Origin of the sequence: Catellatospora sp. TT07R-123 (genome assembly GCF_018327705.1) — a bacterium.
Lineage (GTDB): Bacteria > Actinomycetota > Actinomycetes > Mycobacteriales > Micromonosporaceae > Catellatospora.
Genome location: NZ_BNEM01000002.1, coordinates 2,017,782 through 2,036,485 on the forward strand (window position 1 = coordinate 2,017,782; position 18,704 = coordinate 2,036,485).

16 protein-coding genes are annotated in these 18,704 nt (G+C 72.7%); 1 reads left to right on the forward strand and 15 read right to left on the reverse strand.

Annotation, left to right across the window (positions count from 1 at the left end; genetic code table 11):
- Nucleotides 1-2: 2 nt before the first annotated feature.
- The 5 genes from Cs7R123_RS29030 to def form a co-directional block, all read right to left on the reverse strand.
- On the reverse strand, nucleotides 3-1,106 hold the full coding sequence (locus Cs7R123_RS29030; protein ID WP_374707097.1) for a response regulator: 1,104 nt from the start codon (nucleotides 1,104-1,106) through the stop codon (nucleotides 3-5).
- Complete coding sequence (gene rpe, locus Cs7R123_RS29035; protein WP_212831088.1) at nucleotides 1,051-1,725, reverse strand: ribulose-phosphate 3-epimerase; 675 nt, start codon at nucleotides 1,723-1,725, stop codon at nucleotides 1,051-1,053. Before rpe ends, Cs7R123_RS29030 begins: the two co-directional genes overlap by 56 nt.
- Before the next feature lie 353 nt (nucleotides 1,726-2,078).
- Nucleotides 2,079-3,578: an RsmB/NOP family class I SAM-dependent RNA methyltransferase gene (locus tag Cs7R123_RS29040; RefSeq protein ID WP_374707098.1), complete on the reverse strand. Its 1,500-nt coding sequence runs from the start codon at nucleotides 3,576-3,578 to the stop codon at nucleotides 2,079-2,081.
- Entirely contained in the window at nucleotides 3,533-4,459 is a 927-nt protein-coding gene (fmt, locus tag Cs7R123_RS29045) for a methionyl-tRNA formyltransferase (protein ID WP_212831089.1), read from the reverse strand. Before fmt ends, Cs7R123_RS29040 begins: the two co-directional genes overlap by 46 nt.
- Before the next feature lie 4 nt (nucleotides 4,460-4,463).
- The gene (gene def / locus Cs7R123_RS29050; protein ID WP_212831090.1) at nucleotides 4,464-5,021 is read right to left on the reverse strand and encodes a peptide deformylase; all 558 of its coding nucleotides are present in this window, start codon (nucleotides 5,019-5,021) and stop codon (nucleotides 4,464-4,466) included.
- 124 nt (nucleotides 5,022-5,145) lie between these two features.
- On the opposite strand from def, the gene Cs7R123_RS29055 reads away from it, so the two are divergent.
- Nucleotides 5,146-5,436 carry a hypothetical protein gene (locus Cs7R123_RS29055; RefSeq protein WP_212831092.1) on the forward strand — a complete coding sequence of 97 codons (291 nt, stop codon included), beginning with the start codon at nucleotides 5,146-5,148 and terminating at the stop codon, nucleotides 5,434-5,436.
- A gap of 85 nt (nucleotides 5,437-5,521) precedes the next feature.
- Here the strand turns inward: Cs7R123_RS29055 and Cs7R123_RS29060 are convergent, their stop codons facing one another.
- The 10 genes from Cs7R123_RS29060 to carB form a co-directional block, all read right to left on the reverse strand.
- Nucleotides 5,522-7,435: a primosomal protein N' gene (locus Cs7R123_RS29060; RefSeq protein WP_212834619.1), complete on the reverse strand. Its 1,914-nt coding sequence runs from the start codon at nucleotides 7,433-7,435 to the stop codon at nucleotides 5,522-5,524.
- 398 nt (nucleotides 7,436-7,833) lie between these two features.
- Nucleotides 7,834-9,021: a methionine adenosyltransferase gene (metK, locus tag Cs7R123_RS29065; RefSeq protein ID WP_212831099.1), complete on the reverse strand. Its 1,188-nt coding sequence runs from the start codon at nucleotides 9,019-9,021 to the stop codon at nucleotides 7,834-7,836.
- A 148-nt stretch (nucleotides 9,022-9,169) separates the two neighbouring features.
- Nucleotides 9,170-10,363 carry a bifunctional phosphopantothenoylcysteine decarboxylase/phosphopantothenate--cysteine ligase CoaBC gene (coaBC, locus tag Cs7R123_RS29070; RefSeq protein WP_212831101.1) on the reverse strand — a complete coding sequence of 398 codons (1,194 nt, stop codon included), beginning with the start codon at nucleotides 10,361-10,363 and terminating at the stop codon, nucleotides 9,170-9,172.
- Nucleotides 10,364-10,373: 10 nt separating this feature from the next.
- Complete coding sequence (gene rpoZ / locus Cs7R123_RS29075; protein WP_212831103.1) at nucleotides 10,374-10,640, reverse strand: DNA-directed RNA polymerase subunit omega; 267 nt, start codon at nucleotides 10,638-10,640, stop codon at nucleotides 10,374-10,376.
- Between the two features lie 36 nt (nucleotides 10,641-10,676).
- Entirely contained in the window at nucleotides 10,677-11,291 is a 615-nt protein-coding gene (gene gmk / locus Cs7R123_RS29080; RefSeq protein WP_212831105.1) for a guanylate kinase, read from the reverse strand.
- 324 nt (nucleotides 11,292-11,615) lie between these two features.
- Nucleotides 11,616-11,930 carry an integration host factor, actinobacterial type gene (gene mihF, locus Cs7R123_RS29085; protein WP_120320109.1) on the reverse strand — a complete coding sequence of 105 codons (315 nt, stop codon included), beginning with the start codon at nucleotides 11,928-11,930 and terminating at the stop codon, nucleotides 11,616-11,618.
- Nucleotides 11,931-12,140: 210 nt separating this feature from the next.
- Entirely contained in the window at nucleotides 12,141-12,986 is an 846-nt protein-coding gene (gene pyrF, locus Cs7R123_RS29090) for an orotidine-5'-phosphate decarboxylase (RefSeq protein WP_212834621.1), read from the reverse strand.
- A 19-nt stretch (nucleotides 12,987-13,005) separates the two neighbouring features.
- The gene (locus tag Cs7R123_RS29095; protein WP_280517363.1) at nucleotides 13,006-14,259 is read right to left on the reverse strand and encodes an adenosylmethionine--8-amino-7-oxononanoate transaminase; all 1,254 of its coding nucleotides are present in this window, start codon (nucleotides 14,257-14,259) and stop codon (nucleotides 13,006-13,008) included.
- 77 nt (nucleotides 14,260-14,336) lie between these two features.
- Nucleotides 14,337-15,350, reverse strand: a complete 1,014-nt coding sequence (locus Cs7R123_RS29100) for a quinone-dependent dihydroorotate dehydrogenase (RefSeq protein WP_212831110.1) — start codon at nucleotides 15,348-15,350, stop codon at nucleotides 14,337-14,339.
- A complete protein-coding gene (carB, locus tag Cs7R123_RS29105; protein ID WP_212831112.1) occupies nucleotides 15,347-18,703 on the reverse strand; it encodes a carbamoyl-phosphate synthase large subunit in 3,357 nt (1,118 codons plus the stop codon). The genes Cs7R123_RS29100 and carB overlap by 4 nt, the downstream gene beginning before the upstream one ends.
- Nucleotide 18,704: the final 1 nt, after the last annotated feature.

Here is an 18,704-nt window from a genome sequence, read left to right on the forward strand (position 1 = left end):
TGTCACGCGCCGGAGCCGGCCTCGGCGGCGGCATCGGATTCCGGTTCACGTTGGGAGGGCAGCGCCAGCCGGTCGCGGCGCTGGTCGACCGCGACGAACGACCCGTGGATCTTCTTCGCCTTCGACTTCATCTCCGACGCGACCGCGACTACCTCGCCGGGGTGCTCGAACACGCGTGTCGTCGACAATGCCACGCCGATGGACAGGGTGACCAGGTTGACCACGAAGACCTTGCCCCGACGGTCGACCACCTCGATGAAGCCGCGCTCGGCGTCCAGCGGGTCGTAGAGCTGGTCGGCGGCGGCCTGGAAGTCCCAGATCGCCCGTTCCATCATCGGTTTGACCTGGAGCGGGCTGCACACCACCACGAAGTCGTCGCCGCCGACGTGCCCGAGGAAGGCGGGCGGCAGCCCGGCGGCGACCGTGGCGCGGCGCAGCGAGCGGGCCAGGGCGCCGATGAACTCGTCGCCGCGGCCGAAGCCGTACACGTCGTTGACGGCCTTGAACCGGTCGATGTCGATGTAGCAGACCGCGTAGTCGGTGCCCGACTCCAGCCGGTCGGTGATCTCGCGCAGGATGCGCGTGTTGCCGGCCAGGCCGGTCAGCGGCGACACCTCGCGCGCCTCCTGGTTGCGGCGCAGCGTCGCGCGCACCCGGGCGATCAGCTCCGAGGTGTCGAACGGCTTGACGACGTAGTCGTCGGCGCCCGCGGCCAGGCCCGCCACCTTGTCGGAGGTGAGCGCCTTGGCGGTGAGCATGATGATCGGCAGCGCGGTCACCAGGGGGTCGGCGCGCAGCTGGCGGGTCAGCTCCAGCCCGTCCATCCCCGGCATCATCAGGTCCACGATGGCCAGATCGGGGCGCTGGTGCTCCAGCAGGGCCAACGCCGCGGCGCCGCTGTGCGCGGTCATCACGTCGAACCCGTGCAGCCGCAGGTTGACCTCGACGACCCGCACGATGTCGGGGTCGTCGTCGACGACCAGGATCACCTCGGCGGCACTGCCGTGGGGTTCAGTGGTCAAACCGTCGTGCCTCCACTGTCCGATGTGGCTAGCGTGCTGCCGCTTGCGCCAGAGCCCGCAGTTTACGACAGGCTTCGGCCGGATCGCTGGCGCCGTAAACGGCCGTCCCGGCGACGAACGCGTCCGCGCCCGCCTCGGCGGCCGCGGCGATGGTGTCGTCGGCGATGCCGCCGTCGACCTCGATGCGGATGTCCAGGTGGCCCGCGTTCGCGTGGCGGCGGGCGGACCGGACCTTGTCCAGCAGCTCGGGCATGAAGCGCTGGCCGCCGAAGCCCGCCTTGATCGTCATGATCAGCAGGGTGTCGAAGTGCGGCAGCAGCTCCAGGTACGGCTCGACCGGGGTGTCGCGGTCGATGGCCAGCCCGGCCCTGCTGCCCGCGGCGCGCAGGTCGTTGGCCAGCGCGACCGGGTCGGCGCAGGCCTCGGCGTGGAAGGTGACGTTGTACGCCCCCAGCTCGGCGTAGCCCGGCGCCCACCGCTTCGGGTCCTCGATCATGAGGTGGCAGTCGAACGGGATGCCCGTCGTCGCCCTCAGGCTGGCCACCACGGCCGGACCGATCGTCAGGTTGGGCACGAAGTGGTTGTCCATGACGTCCACGTGCAACCAGTCCGCCGCACCCTCGACGGCCCGCGCCTCGGCGGCCAGATTGGCGAAGTCTGCGGCGAGGATGCTGGGGGCGATCACGATCTCCGGTCCGGTCACGCTGATCAGCTTACGGACGGTGAACCACCGATCGCACCCGCACCCGTGGTTGCATCCCACCACCCCAACGGTCACCGGCCCCACCCGCGAGACGGACCCCCGACGTGGACGCCCGACCCAGCTCACCCACCGCCCCGCCGACCCCCCAGCGGCCTCGCGGGCAGCTACACCACCCGCCCCGCATAGACGTTGGCCGATCACATCGACTGGTGGCCGCGAAAAGTCAACGTAATAGGCCAACGTCTATTGAAAACGGGGCGGGACGGGGGCGGGCGGGGCGGCGAGGTCGGGCGGAGGCGGACCAGCCCCGCGCCGGTGGGCCGGGGCGGGGCTGGTCGGAGCGGATGAGCCGGTCAGGCGGTGCGGCGGAGCAGGGCCAGGAACATGGCGTCCGTGCCGTGCCGGTGCGGCCACAGCTGCACCGTCGGCCCGTCCCCCAGCCCCGGCATGCCCGCGGGCAGCGCGGCCCGCGCGTCCACGAACTCCACGTCCAGCCCGGACCGGCGCACCGCCTCGGTGACGCTGACCTGCGTCTCCACCAGATGCGGCGAACACGTGACGTACGCCACCAGCCCGCCGGGCCGGACCGCGCGCAGGGCCGCGCCGAGCAGTTCCCGTTGCAGCTTGGTCAGCGGCGGCAGATCCGACGGCTGGCGCCGCCAGCGCGACTCCGGCCGCCGCCGCAGCGACCCCAGCCCGGTGCACGGCGCGTCGACCAGCACCCGGTCGAAGCCGCCCTCGGGCAGGTCCCGGTCGCTGCCGACGCTGCGCCCGTCGGCGCACAGCACGGTGGCGGGCAGGTTGCGTACGGCGTTGGCGACCATGTTGGCACGGTGCTCGGTGACCTCGACCGCGGTCAGGTGGGCGCCGCGCTGGGCGCCCAGCGCCGCCAGCAGCCCCGCCTTGCCGCCGGGCCCGGCGCACAGGTCGAGCCACCGCTCGTCGCGCCCGTCCAGCGGGGCGTCGGTGAGCGCGGCGGCCACGAGCTGGCTGCCCTCGTCCTGTACGTGCGCCCGCCCGGTCTTGATCTCGACCAGGTCGCCCGGCGAGCCACCGGGCAGGTACACCGCGTACGGCGAGAACGCACCCGGCTGCCCGCCGACCTGGTCGGCCAGTTCGGCCGCGTCGGCGCGCCCCGGCCGGGCGCACAGGTGCACCTCGGGCCGGTCGTTGTCGGCCGACAGCATCCGCATCGTCTCGCCCAGGTCGCCGCCGAGCGCCTCCCGGAACGCCCGGACGATCCACTCGGGGTGGTAGCCGGTGACCGACAGGTGGCCGATCGGATCCTCGGCCTCGGCCGGGGCCACCTGCTCCAGCCAGGTGTCCAGGTCGCGTTCGGTGATGCGGCGCATGACCGCGTTGGCGAAGCCGGCCGCGCCCGGCGCGACCGAGCGCACCAGGTCGACCGTCGAGGCGACGGCGGCGTGCGCGGGCACCCGGGTGTGCAGCACCTGGTATGCCCCCAGGCGCAGCGCGTCGCGGGCGGGCGGGTCGATCCGGGACACGTCCCGGTCGGCGGCCGCCGCGATGATCAGGTCGAGGGTGCCCCGGGTGCGCAGGGTGCCGTACGTCAGCTCGGTGGCGAACGCGGCGTCCCGGCCGAACAGCCCCGCGTCGCGCAGCAGCGACGGCAGGATCAGGTTGGCGTACGCGTCGTCGCGGTGCACCGCCAGCAGCGCCTGGTACGCGGTCATCCGCGCCGGGTCGTGCGCGGGCCGTCCGGCGCGCGGGCCGCGCCCCGCCTGGCTGTCGCGGTCGTGCCGGGGCGGGTGCCCCGACGAGTTCGCGCTTCCTCCACGGAAACCTGTCACGAGAAGCTGTCCTCCGTACCGACCCGCACACCGCGGGCCCAGTCCACCGCCGACATTGCCTTCTTGCCCGCCGCCCGGACCTCGCCCAGCGCCAGCGGGGTGGTCGCGGTGCCCACGAGCACGCGCTTCTTCTCCACCAGCAGGTCACCGGGCTTGAGCGCGGGCGCGTCCGGCGCGGGCGCCGCCGGTCCGAGCTTGACCCGCTCGCCCCGGAACGTGGTCCACGCGCCCGGGGCGGGCGTGGTGGCCCGGATGCGCCGGTCGACGGCGAACGCGGGCTCGTCCCAGCGCACCTCGGCGTCCTCGACCGTGATCTTCGGGGCGAGGGTGACGCCGTCGGCGGGCTGCGGCACCGCGCGGGCGCTACCGGCCTCGATCGCGTCGAGCACGGTCACCAGCAGGCCCGCACCGTCGACGGCCAGCCGGGCGAGCAGGTCGCCGGAGGTGTCGGCGGGACGGATCGCCGCGGTGAGGGTGCCGTAGACCGGGCCGGTGTCCAGGCCCGCTTCGAGCTGGAACACCGAGGCGCCGGTGATCTCGTCGCCGTGCCATACGGCGTGCTGCACCGGTGCCGCGCCGCGCCAGGCGGGCAGCAGCGAGAAGTGCAGGTTGACCCAGCCGTGCGCCGGGATGTCGAGGGCGGCCTGCGGCACCAGCGCGCCGTACGCGACGACCGGCACGCAGTCGGGCGCCAGCTCGCGCAGGCGCTCCTGGAACTCGGGCTCGCGCGGGCGCTGCGGGGTGAGCACCTCGATCCCGCGCTCGTCGGCCCACGCCGCGGCGTGCGAGCGGACGAGCTGGCGGCCGCGCCCGGACGGGGCGTCGGGGCGGGTGACCACGGCGAGCAGTTCGTGGCCGGACGCCGCGATCGCGTCCAGGGAGGGCAGGGCCACCTCGGGGGTGCCCGCGAAGACGATGCGCATCAGCTCACCGGCCCAGACCGAACGGACTCGGGGCGGCGTGCGGGGAGACCTTGACCACGGTCCGGGTGGGGTCGTACCACTCGGCGCGGCGGATGTCGCGCAGCGCGGTCTTGCGCACCTGGGTGTCGAGGCGGTCGATGAAGATGACGCCGTCGAGGTGGTCGGTCTCGTGCTGGATGCAGCGCGACATCAGGCCGGTGCCGACGATCTGGATCGGGTCGCCGCTCTCGGCGAAGCCCTTGGCGATGACGTTGGCGCGGCGCTTGGTGTCGTAGTAGAGCCCGGGGACGGACAGGCAGCCCTCGTCGCCGTCCATCTCCTCCTCGTCGGGGAAGTGCAGCACCGGGTTGATCAGGTGCCCGACCACGTCGTCGACGTCGAAGCTGAACACGCGCAGGCCCACGCCGATCTGCGGGGCGGCCAGGCCCACCCCTCCGGCGTCGCGCATGGTCTCGGTCAGGTCGCGCACGAGGGTGCGCAGTTCCTTGTCGAAGTCGACCACCTCGTCGGCGGGGGTGCGCAGCACCGGGTCCCCGAAAAGTCGGATCGGCTGAACGGTCACAGGTGTCGTCTCCAGGGCGGGGCGGAAAAGGATGCCTGATCAGTCTACGGAGTGTCTGATGTCCGGCTGCGCCATCGGTCGCCCAGGGTTAACTTTGTCCCGTTTTCGACATAGGGAGGGCACCATGGGATTCATTCAGATAATCGAGTACGAGACCGACCGCTTCAACGAGGTCGCGGCGCTGATGCAGGCCCGCGAGCAGGAGATGGACGGCCCCCCGCCGTTCAAGCTGCTGCGGGTGGCCCGCGACCGGGACAACCCGCGCCGCTACCTGACCATCGTCGAGTTCGACTCGTACGAGGCGGCCATGGCCAACAGCGCCGATCCGCGGACCGGCGAGATGGCCGGGGCGATGGCGGCCCTGGTCGCCACGGGCCCGGTCTTCCACAACCTGGACGTGCTGCACGCGATCTGACGGGCCGGGTGGCGTCGGTGTCCCACCCCCGGAACCGCCGCCACCCGCTCGGGATCCAGATCGGATCCTCAGTACAACTTAGTCGTCATAGTTCATGTGGGTCAAGTTGGACCCGCACCGGATCGGGCGCCTTGCGCGCGCTGCGCACCCCCGCCGCCTCGTGCAGCGACCGGGCCAGTGCCAACCCGGCGCCGCGCGCGGTGCGCAGCAGCATCCGCTCCTGCTGCTCGTCCACCGGCAGCGGGCCCAGCACCTGCACCGACTCCGGCAGCCGGGCCAGCTCGATCAGCTCTTCCACCGCCGCCGCGGTGCCGGTCAGGGTCGCCAGCCGCGCCGCGGGCGGGAATCCCAGCTCGCGCCGCTCCCCCAGCTCGCGCTCGGCCAGCCAGGCCGGATCCCAGCGCACCAGCGCCTGCACCGGCGTCAGCGAGCCCTCCGCCACCACCACGACCCGGCCGCCGCGCGCCGCCGGGCGGGCCAGCGCCGCCGCGTTGAACCAGCGCCGCGCCGCCTCCTCGGTGGCCCGCAGATCGGCGCGGGTCAGCAGCGCCCACGTGTCCAGCAGCAGCACCGCGCCGTAGCCGCCCGGCGCCACCGGCTCGGCCCCCGGCGTGGCGAGCACCAGCGACGCCTCATCGGGCACCTCCGCGAGCACCGCGTCGCGGCCCGACGTGCGCACGGGCACCCCGGGCAGGGCCCGGCCCAGCTCCTCGGCGGTGCGGCGTACCCCCGTGACGGCCGCGCGCAGCCGGCGGCCGCCGCACCTCGGGCAGGTCCAGCCGGCCGCGGGCCGCGCGCACCACCGGCAGCTGGCCACCTGGCCCGAACCGCCCAGCGCCAGCGGCCCCGCGCAGTGCGCGCAGCGGGCCCGGTCGCGGCACTCCTGGCAGGACACCGACGGCACGTATCCCCGGCGGGGCACCTGCACCAGCACCGGCGCCCCGGCCGCCAGCGCCTCGCGCGCCGCCTGCCAGGCCAGGCTGGGCAGCCGGGCCGAGGTCGCCGCCGGATCCCGGGCCAGCTGGTTGTCGTCGGCCGCCTGCACCGCGGGCGCGGCCCGCCGCAGCTCGTCCCGGGTCGCCACCACCTCCCGCGCCCAGCCCGTGGCCAGCAGCTGCTGCGCCTCCGCCGTACGCGAGAACCCGCCCACCAGCACCCCCGCGCCGGTCTGCTGCGCCCGCGTGAGCAGGACCTCCCGCGCATTCGGGTACGGCGAGCGCGGCTCCGCGTGCAGGTCGTCGCCGTCGTCCCAGACCGCCACCAGGCCCAGGTCCCGCACCGGCGCGAACGCCGCGGCCCGGGTGCCCGCCACGGCCGCGACCTCGCCCCGGCGCGCCTTCAGGAACCGCCGGTAGCGCTCGCCCGGCCCCAGCGCGGCCGTCAGCGCGACGTGCCGGTCCGGGCCCAGCAGCGCGGTCAGCGCGGCGTCCAGGCGGTCCAGGTCACGGGCGTCGGCGACCACGACCAGCGCGCCCCGGCCGCCGTGCAGCGTCGCGGCCACCGCCTCGGCCAGGCGCTGCGGCCACTGCTCACCCGGCAGCGCCGACCAGACCGCCCGGGGGGCGCGCCCCTCGGCCAGTCCGCGCAGGAGCGCCGCGCCGGCCGGGTAGCGGCTCCAGCCGCCGGGCTCGGGCAGCGCGGGCGGCGTCGGCACCGCGCCGGTCGCGGGCGTCTCCGCCTTGGCCTGGCGTGGCGGCACGGCCAGGCGCAGCACGTCGGCCAGGCTGCCGGCGTACCGGTCGGCGACGGCGCGGGCCAGGGTCAGCACCTGCGGGTCCAGCGCGGACTCGGCGGAGACGACCTTCTCCAGCCAGGCCAGCCTGCCCTCGTGCTCGGTGCGCCCGGCGCGCTCCAGGAGCCAGCCGTCGACGAGCTGGCCGCTGAAGCGGATCTTGACTCGCACGCCCGGCTGGGCGGAGTCGGCGAGCTCGGCCGGGACCAGGTAGTCGAAGGGGCGGTCCAGGTGCGGCAGCGGGACGTCGACGCAGACGCGGGCGATGGGCAGCTCCGGGGCGGGCTGCCGTTCGCGTGGCGGTTTGCGTACGGTCACGCGCCTGTTCCTACCAGACGGCCCCGACGCCCGCCCACCTCCGCCACACCACTCGCCTCCCCCGCACGGCTGCGCGGGGCGCCCAAGACGCCTCCCCGCGCGGCCGCGCGGGGCGCCCAAGATCCGTGCGCTTTCGGGGAAAGTGCTGGATCCCCGGCCAGGATTCGTGCACTTTCCCCGAAAGTGCACGCATTGGCCGCGTGGGGGCAGGGGTTGAAAATAGACGCTGGCCTATCTGGGGGAGTCTCCGGCAGTCGGAGTCCTCCAGATAGGCCAGCGTCTATGACAAGCGGGGAACGGGTGCGCGCGGACGGAGTGGTGACACTCCGGCCGCCGGGTGGAGCAGGTCAGCCGATGGCGGACTTCAGGTCGGCGACGCGGTCGGTGCGCTCCCAGGTCAGGTCGGGCAGCTCGCGGCCGAAGTGACCGTACGCCGCGGTCTGCTGGTAGATCGGGCGCAGCAGGTCCAGGTCGCGGATGATCGCGGCCGGGCGCAGGTCGAACACCTCGCCGATGGCCTTCTCGATCCGGTCGACCGGCACGGTCTCGGTGCCGAAGGTCTCCACGAACAGGCTGACCGGCTGCGCCTTGCCGATGGCGTACGCCACCTGCACCTCGCACCGCTCGGCCAGCCCCGCGGCGACCACGTTCTTGGCGACCCAGCGCATCGCGTACGCCGCCGAGCGGTCGACCTTCGACGGGTCCTTGCCGGAGAACGCGCCGCCGCCGTGGCGGGAGTAGCCGCCGTACGTGTCGACGATGATCTTGCGGCCGGTCAGGCCCGCGTCGCCCATCGGGCCGCCGATCTCGAACCGGCCGGTCGGGTTGACCAGCAGCCGGTAGCCCTCGGTGTCCAAGCCCAGGCCGTCGAGCTCCGGGGCGATGACGTGCTCGCGCACGTCCGGGGTGAGCAGCGACTCCAGCGAGATGTCGGGCGCGTGCTGCGACGAGACGACCACCGTGTTGAGGCGGACGGGCCGGAAGCCGTCGTACTCGATGGTGACCTGGGTCTTGCCGTCGGGGCGCAGATACGGGATCGCGCCGTCCTTGCGGGCCGCGGTGAGGCGGCGGGCCAGGCGGTGCGCCAGCGCGATCGGCAGCGGCATCAGCTCGGGCGTCTCGGAGCAGGCGAAGCCGAACATCATGCCCTGGTCGCCCGCGCCCTGCGCGTCGAGGGTGTCCGAGCCGCCGGTGCGCTGCTCCAGCGCGCTGTCGACGCCCTGCGCGATGTCGGGCGACTGCGAGCCGATCGACACGCTCACGCCACAGGAGGCGCCGTCGAAGCCCTTCTTGGAGGAGTCGTAGCCGATCGAGAGGATGGTGTCGCGGACGATGGCCGGGATGTCGGCGTACGCCTGCGTGGTCACCTCGCCGGCCACGTGCACCTGGCCCGTGGTGATCAGGGTCTCGACGGCCACGCGGCTGCGCGGGTCCTGGCGCAGCAGCGCGTCCAGGATGCCGTCGCTGATCTGGTCAGCGATCTTGTCCGGGTGCCCCTCGGTGACCGATTCCGAGGTGAACAGGCGACGTGCCACTCGACTCTCCAATACTGCGATGGCTGACTGCGGCCAATGGTCTGTGCGGCCATGTGCGTCCTGGCCGAGAAGTCTAGTCAACGAGACCGGAACAGACACGCATTGGGCGACCCCGCGTCCGCAACGCGGGACATTGAGCGATCTTTGTTCACAACAGCGCGGCGACGCGGTCCCAGACGGCGTCGGCGAGGTCTTCCTTGCGCTGCGACGGCAGGTCGACCCGGGTGCCGTCCGCGCCGAGGATCACCGCCTGGTTGTCGTCGGCGCCGAAGACCTTGTCGGTGCCGACCTCGTTGACGACGATCAGGTCAGCCCGCTTGCGCTGCAGTTTTACGCCTGCGTGCGCAATGGCGTCGTGCGTCTCGGCGGCGAAGGCCACAAGCACCTGACCAGGGCGTTTGTTCGCCCCGATCTCGGCGGCGATGTCGGGGTTCACCGCGAGTTCGATGACGGGCACGGCACCGTCGTCCCGCTTCTTGATCTTCTGGTCCGCGTACACGGCGGGGCGGAAGTCGGCCGGAGCCGCCGCCATCACGACCGCGTCGGCGTCGTGCGCGGCGGCCAGGACCGCCTCGCGCAGCTCGGCGGTGCTGCCCACGCGCACCAGGTCCACCCCGGCCGGGGTGTCCAGGGCCACGTTGGCCGCGACCAGCGTCACCCGGGCGCCGCGGGCCACCGCGGTGCGGGCGAAGGCGTAGCCCTGCTTGCCCGAGGAGCGGTTGCCCAGGTAGCGCACCGGGTCCAGCGGCTCGCGGGTGCCGCCCGCGGTGACGACCACGTGCCGCCCGGCCAGGTCCGCGGCCGGCTGCGCGCCCCGGGCGAGCACCCGCAGCGCCACGGCGTAGATCTGCGCGGGGTCGGGCAGGCGGCCCTTGCCGGTGTCGACGCCGGTCAGGCGCCCGACTGCGGGCTCGATCACCACGGCGCCGCGGCGGCGCAGCGTGGCGACGTTGTCGGCGGTGGCCGGGTGCTCCCACATCTCGGTGTGCATCGCCGGGGCGAACACCACCGGGCACCGGGCGGTCAGCAGGGTGCTGGTGAGCAGGTCGTCGGCCAGCCCGTGCGCGGCGCGGGCGAGCAGGTCCGCCGTGGCCGGGGCGACCAGCACGAGATCGGCGGACTGCCCCAGCTTGACGTGCGGGACGTGCGGGACGTCGTCCCAGACGCCCGTGGCGACCGGCTGGCCCGACAGCGCCTCCCAGGTGGGGGCGCCGACGAAGCGCAGCGCGGCCTCGGTGGGCACCACGCGCACGTGGTGCCCGGACTCGGTCAGCAGGCGAAGCAGCTCACACGCCTTGTACGCGGCGATGCCGCCACTGACGCCCAACACGATCCGAGCCATGGACGGATGCTCAGGCCTCGCCGGTCGGCTCGGCCGTCAGCAGGCCGGCGTTGATCTCGCGCATCGCGATCGACAGCGCCTTCTCCTGCGGGGTGGTCTCCACCAGCGGGCCCACGTACTCCAGCAGGCCCTCGCCGAGCTGGCTGTAGTAGGCGTTGATCTGCCGCGCACGCTTGGCCGCGAAGATCACCAGGGCGTACTTCGACGAGGTCTTGTCGAGCAGCTCGTCGATCGGCGGGTTGGTGATGCCAATGGGATCGGCGACGGTTCCAGCCACGGTGTCAATCCTTAGTCGTTGAAGTGTGCCGGTCGGCTAAATACGCGGACGCGCTGAGGCGAGGACCGGCGAACCGAGCAATCCTACCAACTCGTCCGCAGCACGCTCGAGGTAGTCGTTCACGACGGTCACGTCGAACTCCGACTCCGAGGCGAGCTCCTCATCGGCGTGCGCCAGGCGGCGGCGGATGGTGTCCGGGTCCTCGGTGCCGCGGCCGATGAGCCGACGGCGCAGCTCCTCCCGGCTGGGCGGGGCGAGGAACACCAGCTGTGCGTCGGGCATGGCGTCGCGGACCTGGCGCGCGCCCTGAAGGTCGATCTTGAGGAGGGTGGCGATCCCGGCCGACAGGCGGCCCTCCACCGCGGCCCGGGGCGTGCCGTAGAGGTTGCCGGCGAACTCGGCCCACTCCAGCAGCATCCCGCCGTCGACCAGGCGCTCGAACTCGGTACGGGAGACGAACGTGTAGTGCTTGCCGTCGACCTCGTAGTCGCGCTTGCGGCGGGTGGTCACCGAGACCGACAGCCACACCCACGGATTGCGCTTGCGGATCACTTCGATGACGGCATCCTTGCCGACACCGGACGGACCGGACAGAACGGTGAGTCGGGCGGGCGCGGCCGCTCGTGCGGCGAGCGGTACGACGTCTTCCATTCTCAATTTCTACCCAATCGAGGAGTGGTCGTGGCAGCCGCCCCCCGGTGTCAAGGCTCACGTCACAGATCTGCCACACCGGCGAACGGGCCGAAAGGGTCCGTCACCGTCAGAAACGAACCAGCGGCGCTGTCGATGCGACAGCGCCGCTGGGCGACGATCCGTGGAACCTGGGGCCTTCACCCGAGGGCGTGTGAGACCACCCGGCTGGGGCTCCGAGGTTCCTTCGGCCCTCCGGGCGCCACGGCGCCCGGCTGGCCGGTCACCGCGGACGGTTGTCCTTCCGCGGCGGGGGGTTCAGCTCGGTACTGACGGTCCGACGGCTCAGGCCGCGAACTCGGCCAGCAGAGCCTTGCGCTGCTGGTCGCCCAGCCCACGCAGACGGCGGCTGTCGGCGATCTTCAGCTTCTCCATGATCTGCGTGGCCCGGATCTTGCCGATACCGGGGAGCGCCTGCAGCACGGCCGAAACCTTGAGCTTGCCGACGACGTCGTCGCCCTCGGCCCGGTCGAGCACGGCGGCCAGGGTCGTCTTGCCCTGCTTGAGCTGCTCCTTGAGCTCAGCGCGAGCCTTACGGACCTCCGCGGCCTTCTCCAGCGCGGCAGCGCGCTGCTCTGGGGTCAGTGACGGGAGCGGCACCAGTTCTCCTCAGGTCCTCTTCCTCACGTCGACGGGATCGCCGACGCGTGTGGTGACACGCGCACCTCCCACCGGAAGGTTCGCATGGCACCCGCCTCGCAGGTGAAACGCATGCGTGGCCACAGCCACGCAGGCAGATCAGCCCAGCGCCGGGAAACCTAGCGGTCGGAGGCGTTTTCGGCAACGTCACCGCGCATGATCACGGAAAGGTCACGAGAGGCCCGGATGTCCCAATGCGGCCGCGCAGGCATCGAGCGCCCGGGATGCCGCGTCGCGCAGCGCCTGCACGGACGGCCCCGCACCGAGCACCTCGCGGGAGTACGACGGAAGCACCGATCCGAGGTTGCCCGCGAAGATCGAGCGAAGATCATCAGGCGTGCCGCCCTGCGCCCCCAGTCCCGGAACCAGGATCGGGCCGCCCAGCTTCGACAGGTCGTGACCGGTCTCGCCGATCGTCGCCCCGACCACCACCCCGATGCTCCCCATCGGCTGCGCACCCGCGTTGAGCTGGGAAATCTCGTCAACGATCGTCTGCGCAACGGTACGGCCGTCGATGTTGCGAGCGTGCTGCACGGACGGACCCTCCGGGTTGGACGTCAGCGCGAGAACGAACACGCCACCGCCGTGCGCGGCCGCCGACTCGAACATCGGCGCGAGCGACCCGAGGCCGAGGAACGGGCTCGCGGTGATCGCATCGGCATACATGTGGCTCGATGGATTGAGATACGCGTCGGCGTACGCGGCAACGGTCGAGCCGATGTCGCCGCGCTTCGCGTCGAGGAGCACAAGTGCTCCGGCCTCTCGAAACTGTCGGATAGTTGACTCAAGAATCTCAGCCCCACGAGCCCCGAATCGCTCGAAAAAGGCTGACTGCGGCTTGACCACAGCCACCCGGTCGGCCAGCGCGTCGACCACCGTGGCGCAGAACGAGGCGAGCCCCGCCGGGTCGTCGCCGAGCCCCCACTGCCTGAGCAACGCGGCGTGGGGGTCCACGCCCACGCACAGCGGCCCGCGCTCGTCCATCGCTGCCCGCAGCCGGGCGCCGAACGGCTCCATCACGTTCACTCCTGCCTGTTCACGCGGCGGCCGCGGCCGCCGCCATCGCCTTCGTGATCGCCGCCACGTCCGCATCGGAGCTGACGAACGGCGGCATGGTGTAGATGAGGTCGCGGAACGGGCGCAGCCATACGCCGTGGGCCACCGCCGCGGCCGTGGCCGCCGCCATGTCCACTTCGTGGTCCAGCTGCACCACCCCGATCGCGCCGAGCACCCGTACCCCGGCCACGCCCGGCAGGTCCGCCACGGGCGCCAGGCCCGTGCGCAGGCCCGCCTCGATCCGGGCCACCTCGGCCCGCCAGTCGTGCGCCAGCAGCAGCTCGATCGAGGCGCTGGCGACCGCGCAGGCCAGCGGATTGCCCATGAACGTCGGCCCGTGCGCGAGCACCGGGACCGCGCCGGCCGAGATGCCCCGCGCCACCTCCGAGGTGCACAGTGCCGCCGCGAGTGTCAGATATCCGCCTGTGAGCGCCTTGCCGACGCACATCACGTCCGGGGTCACGCCGGCGTGGTCGGCCGCGAACAGCTCTCCAGTACGCCCGAAGCCCGTCGCGATCTCGTCGAAGACCAGCAGCACGTCGTGCTCGTCGCACAGCCGCCGCAGCTCGCGCAGGTAACCCGGATGGTGGAAGCGCATCCCGCCCGCGCCCTGCACCAGCGGCTCGACGATGACCGCAGCCAGCTCGTGCGCGTGCGCGGCCAGCGCGGCGTCCAGCTCGGCCACATAGGACGGCTCGAAATCCACCGGCGGCACGCTGACGAACACCTGCCGGGGCAGGACGTCGCCCCACAGGCTGTGCATGCCGCCCTCGGGATCGCACACGCTCATCGGCTGCCACGTGTCGCCGTGGTAGCCGCCGCGCCAGGTCGCCAGCCGCCGCTTCCCGGGCCGCCCGCGCGACACCTGGTACTGAAGGCACATCTTGACGGCGACCTCGACGCTGACCGAGCCCGAATCGGCCAGGAACACGTGCTCCAGCCCGGCCGGCGTGATGTCGACCAGCGTGCGGGCCAGCCGCACGGCGGGTTCGTGGGTGAGGCCGCCGAACATGACGTGGCTCATCCGGCCCAGCTGGTCGGTGACGGCCGCGTCGAGGACCGGGTGCCGGTACCCGTGGATCGCCGCCCACCAGCTCGACATCCCGTCGACCAGCTCCCGCCCGTCGGCCAGCCGCAGCCGCACGCCCTCGGCGCTGTCGACCACCAGCGGCTCGCGCGTGCCCGGCATCGGGCCGTACGGGTGCCAGACGTGCGCCCGGTCCAGCGCCAGCAGCTCGCCCTGAGCGAGCGGAAGGGCACCTTCCGCTCGCTGTCCGCCGAGGAAGGCGCCCTTCTCGGCGTCGACCGCCGTCACCGGGCCGCCCGGCGGGCGGCGGCGCGGACGAGGGCCGGGCCGTGGTAGATGAAGCCGGTGTAGAGCTGCACCAGGCTCGCGCCCGCGTCGAACATCCGGGCGACGTCGTCCGGGGTCATCAGGCCGCCGACGCCGACGATCGGCAGCTGCCCGGCCGTCTCGTGGTGCACGAACGACACCACCTTGTGCGCCCGCTCCGTCAGCGGCGCGCCCGACAGGCCGCCGGCCTGCCCGGCCGTCGCCTGGTCGGCGGCGGCGAGGCCGTCGCGGCTGAGCGTGGTGTTGGTCGCGATGAGACCGGCCACCCCGCGCGCCAGGCACACCTCCAGCAGCTCGGCGACGGCCTGCTCGGTCAGGTCCGGGGCGATCTTCACCAGCACCGGCTTCGGGCCGCTCAGCGCCGCCAGGATCGCGTCGAGCGAGTCCTTGTCCTGGAGGCTGCGCAGGCCCGGGGTGTTGGGCGAGGAGACGTTGACCGCGAAGTAGTCGCCGAAGTCGCGCAGCGCGTCGTACGAGGCGCGGTAGTCGGCGACGGCGTCCTCCAGCGGGGTCACCTTGGACTTGCCCAGCGAGATGCCCAGCGGCACCCCGAGCGGGCCCAGCGCGGCCAGCCGCGCGGCCAGCGCGTGCGCGCCCTCGTTGTTGAAGCCCATCCGGTTGATGACCGCCTGGCTGGACGGCAGCCGGAACAGGCGCGGCCGGTCGTTGCCGGGCTGGGCGTGCGCGGTGACCGTGCCGACCTCGACGAACCCGAACCCGAGCGCGGGCCAGGCCCGCAGCGCCACGCCGTTCTTGTCCATTCCGGCCGCCAGGCCCACCGGGTTCGGGAACCGCACCCCGAACGCCTCGACCGGCGCCGCCGTGGCATACCGGCGGCGCAGCGCGCCCAGCAGCGCCGGGCGGCCCGACAGCGCCGCCAGGCGGCGCAGCGTCCACTCGTGCGCGTGCTCGGCGTCCCCGCCGCCCAGCCGGAACAGCACCGGCCAGGCGGCCTTCTCGAACAACGTCATGCGGACAGTTCCGGGCGGATGACGGCGTGCAGGTCCTGGAGGGGACGGACGGTCATGTCGCCGCGGATCAGCGCCTCGATGCCCATGACCGCGGCCGCGGCGCCGGGGACCGTGGTGCAGCACGGGATGTCGGCGGCGACGGCGGCGCTGCGGATCTCGTACCCGTCGGAGCGGGCCGACGCGCCCGAGCCCTGCGGCGTGTTGATGACCATCCGGACCTCGCCGGAGGCGATCAGCGACACCGCGTCGCGCTCGGCGTCCTCGCTGTGCTTGCCGACGACCTCGCAGACGATGCCGTGGCGGCGCAGCACCTCGCCGGTGCCGACGGTGGCGACGATCTCGAAACCGAGGTCGGCCAGCCGCTTCACCGGGAAGATCATGCCGCGCTTGTCGCGGTTGGCCACCGACACGAAGATCTTGCCGCTGGTCGGCAGCGAGCCGTACGCCGCAGCCTGCGACTTGGCGAACGCGTGCCCGAACGCCGTGTCGATGCCCATGACCTCGCCGGTCGACTTCATCTCCGGGCTGAGCAGCGTGTCGACGCCCTTGCCGGCGCGGGTGCGGAACCGCTTGAACGGCAGCACCGCCTCCTTGACCGCGATTGGGGCGCCCTCGGGCAGCAGCCCGCCGTCCCGCGGTGACCCATCAGGATCAGCCGCCAGCAGCATCCGCTCGGCGCGCAGCTCGGCGATGGTGGCGCCCAGCATGATCCGGGCCGCCGCCTTGGCCAGCGGCACCGCCGTGGCCTTGGAGACGAACGGGACGGTCCGGCTGGCGCGCGGGTTGGCCTCCAGGACGTAGAGCATGTCGTCCTTGAGGGCGTACTGCACGTTGAGCAGGCCGCGCACGCCCACGCCCCGGGCGATCGCCTCGGTGTACTCGCGCACGACGGCCAGGTGCCGGCTGCCCAGCGTGATCGGCGGCAGCGCGCAGGCCGAGTCGCCGCTGTGGATGCCCGCCTCCTCGATGTGCTCCATCACGCCGCCGAGGTAGACCTCGCCGTCGGCGTCGCACAGCGCGTCCACGTCGATCTCGATCGCGTCGTCGAGGAACCGGTCCACCAGCACCGGGTGCTCCGGCGAGATGTCGGTGGCGCGGCCGATGTAGTCGCGCAGCGTGGCGTCGTCGTAGACGATCTCCATGCCGCGGCCGCCGAGCACATAGGACGGGCGCACCAGCACCGGGTAGCCGACCTCGTCGGCGATCTTCTTGGCGTCCGGGAAGCTGATCGCGGTGCCGTGCGCCGGAGCGCGCAGCCCGGCCTCGGCCAGCACCCGGCCGAACGCGCCGCGCTCCTCGGCGAGGTGGATCGACTCGGGGCTGGTGCCCACGATCGGCACCCCGGCGTTCTTGAGCCGCTGCGCCAGGCCCAGCGGGGTCTGCCCGCCCAGCTGCACGATCACGCCGACCACGCCGGGGCCGCCCGCGGCCAGGCCGGAGCTGTGCTCGGCGTGGACGACCTCCAGCACGTCCTCGAAGGTCAGCGGTTCGAAGTAGAGGCGGTCGGCGGTGTCGTAGTCGGTCGACACGGTCTCCGGGTTGCAGTTGACCATGACGGTCTCGTACCGGCCGCGCAGCGCCATGACCGCGTGCACGCAGGAGTAGTCGAACTCGATGCCCTGGCCGATGCGGTTCGGGCCGGAGCCCAGGATCAGCACCTTCGGCCGGTCGCTCGGGGCGACCTCGGTCTCCTCGTCGTACGACGAGTAGTGGTAGGGCGTGGTCGCCGCGAACTCGGCCGCGCAGGTGTCGACGGTCTTGTAGACCGGGCGCACCCCGAGCCGGTGCCGCAGCGTGCGTACGCCGTCCTCGCCCGCGAACTCCGGCCGCAGCGCGGACAGCTGCCGGTCGGACAGCCCGGCCCGCTTGGCCTGGCGCAGCAGCGCCGCGTCCAGCACCGGCGCGGCCACGATCTGCTCGCGCAGCTCGACCAGCCCGGCGATCTGGTCCACGAACCACGGGTCGATGCCGCCGGAGGCCTCGGTGACCTGGGCGACGGTGGCGCCGAGGCGCAGCGCCTCCTCCACGGCGTACAGGCGGCCGTCGTGCGGGATGCGCAGCGCCTCCAGGGCCTCCTCGACGGTGGCGTAGCGGTCCGGGGTGGTCCAGAACCCGGCCGCCTTGGTCTCCATCGAGCGCATCGCCTTGTTCAGCGCCTCGGAGAAGTTGCGGCCCAGGCTCATCGCCTCGCCGACCGACTTCATGGTGGTGGTCAGCTCGGGGTCGGCGCCGGGGAACTTCTCGAACGCGAACCGCGGGATCTTGACCACCACGTAGTCCAGCGACGGCTCGAACGCCGCCGGGGTCTTCAGGGTGATGTCGTTGGGGATCTCGTCGAGGGTGTACCCGATGGCCAGCTTCGCCGCGATCTTGGCGATCGGGAAGCCGGTGGCCTTGCTGGCCAGCGCGCTGGAGCGGGACACGCGCGGGTTCATCTCGATGACCACGATGCGGCCGGTGCCGGGGTGGACCGCGAACTGGATGTTGCAGCCGCCGGTGTCCACGCCGACCTCGCGCAGCACGGCGATGCCCAGGTCGCGCATGGCCTGGTATTCGACGTCGGTGAGCGTCATCGCCGGGGCCACGGTCACCGAGTCGCCGGTGTGCACGCCCATCGGGTCGATGTTCTCGATCGAGCAGATGACCACGACGTTGTCGTGCTTGTCGCGCATCAGCTCCAGCTCGTACTCCTTCCAGCCGAGCACGCTCTCCTCGATCAGCACCTCGGTGACCGGGGAGGCGGCCAGGCCGCTGCCCGCGATGAGTTCGAGCTGCTCGGGGGTGTGCGCCATGCCGGAGCCGAGGCCGCCCATGGTGAAGCTGGGGCGGATGACGACAGGCAGGCCGAGCTCGGCGGCGGTGTCGCGGACCTCGTCCATCGAGTGGCAGACGCGGCTGCGCGGCACCAGGTCGCCGGTCAGGCCCAGACGGGCGCCGGCCTTGGCGACGATGTCCTTGAACAGCTGCCGGTCCTCGCCGCGGCGGATCGCCTCGATGTCGGCGCCGATCAGCTCGACGCCGTACTTCTCCAGGATCCCGGCCTCGTGCAGGGCGACGGCGGTGTTCAGCGCGGTCTGGCCGCCCAGGGTGGGCAGGATCGCGTCGGGGCGCTCGGCCGCGATGACCTTTTCCACGAACTCGGGCGTGATCGGCTCGATGTAGGTGGCGTCGGCGAACTCCGGGTCGGTCATGATCGTGGCCGGGTTGGAGTTGACCAGGCTGACCCGCAGGCCCTCGCTGCGCAGCACCCGGCACGCCTGGGTGCCGGAGTAGTCGAACTCGCAGGCCTGCCCGATGACGATCGGGCCGGACCCGATCACCATGACGTGCTTCAGATCGGAACGCTTCGGCATC

Bases quoted from the DNA above. Each gene is read 5' to 3' on its own strand.
- coaBC (WP_212831101.1), bottom strand. From the start codon at position 10,363: ATGGCTCGGATCGTGTTGGGCGTCAGTGGCGGCATCGCCGCGTACAAG.
- carB (WP_212831112.1), bottom strand. From the start codon at position 18,703: ATGCCGAAGCGTTCCGATCTGAAGCACGTCATGGTGATCGGGTCCGGC.
- fmt (WP_212831089.1), bottom strand. From the start codon at position 4,459: ATGCGCATCGTCTTCGCGGGCACCCCCGAGGTGGCCCTGCCCTCCCTG.
- Cs7R123_RS29055 (WP_212831092.1), top strand. From the start codon at position 5,146: ATGGGATTCATTCAGATAATCGAGTACGAGACCGACCGCTTCAACGAG.
- pyrF (WP_212834621.1), bottom strand. From the start codon at position 12,986: ATGGAGCCGTTCGGCGCCCGGCTGCGGGCAGCGATGGACGAGCGCGGG.
- Cs7R123_RS29100 (WP_212831110.1), bottom strand. From the start codon at position 15,350: ATGACGTTGTTCGAGAAGGCCGCCTGGCCGGTGCTGTTCCGGCTGGGC.
- gmk (WP_212831105.1), bottom strand. From the start codon at position 11,291: ATGGAAGACGTCGTACCGCTCGCCGCACGAGCGGCCGCGCCCGCCCGA.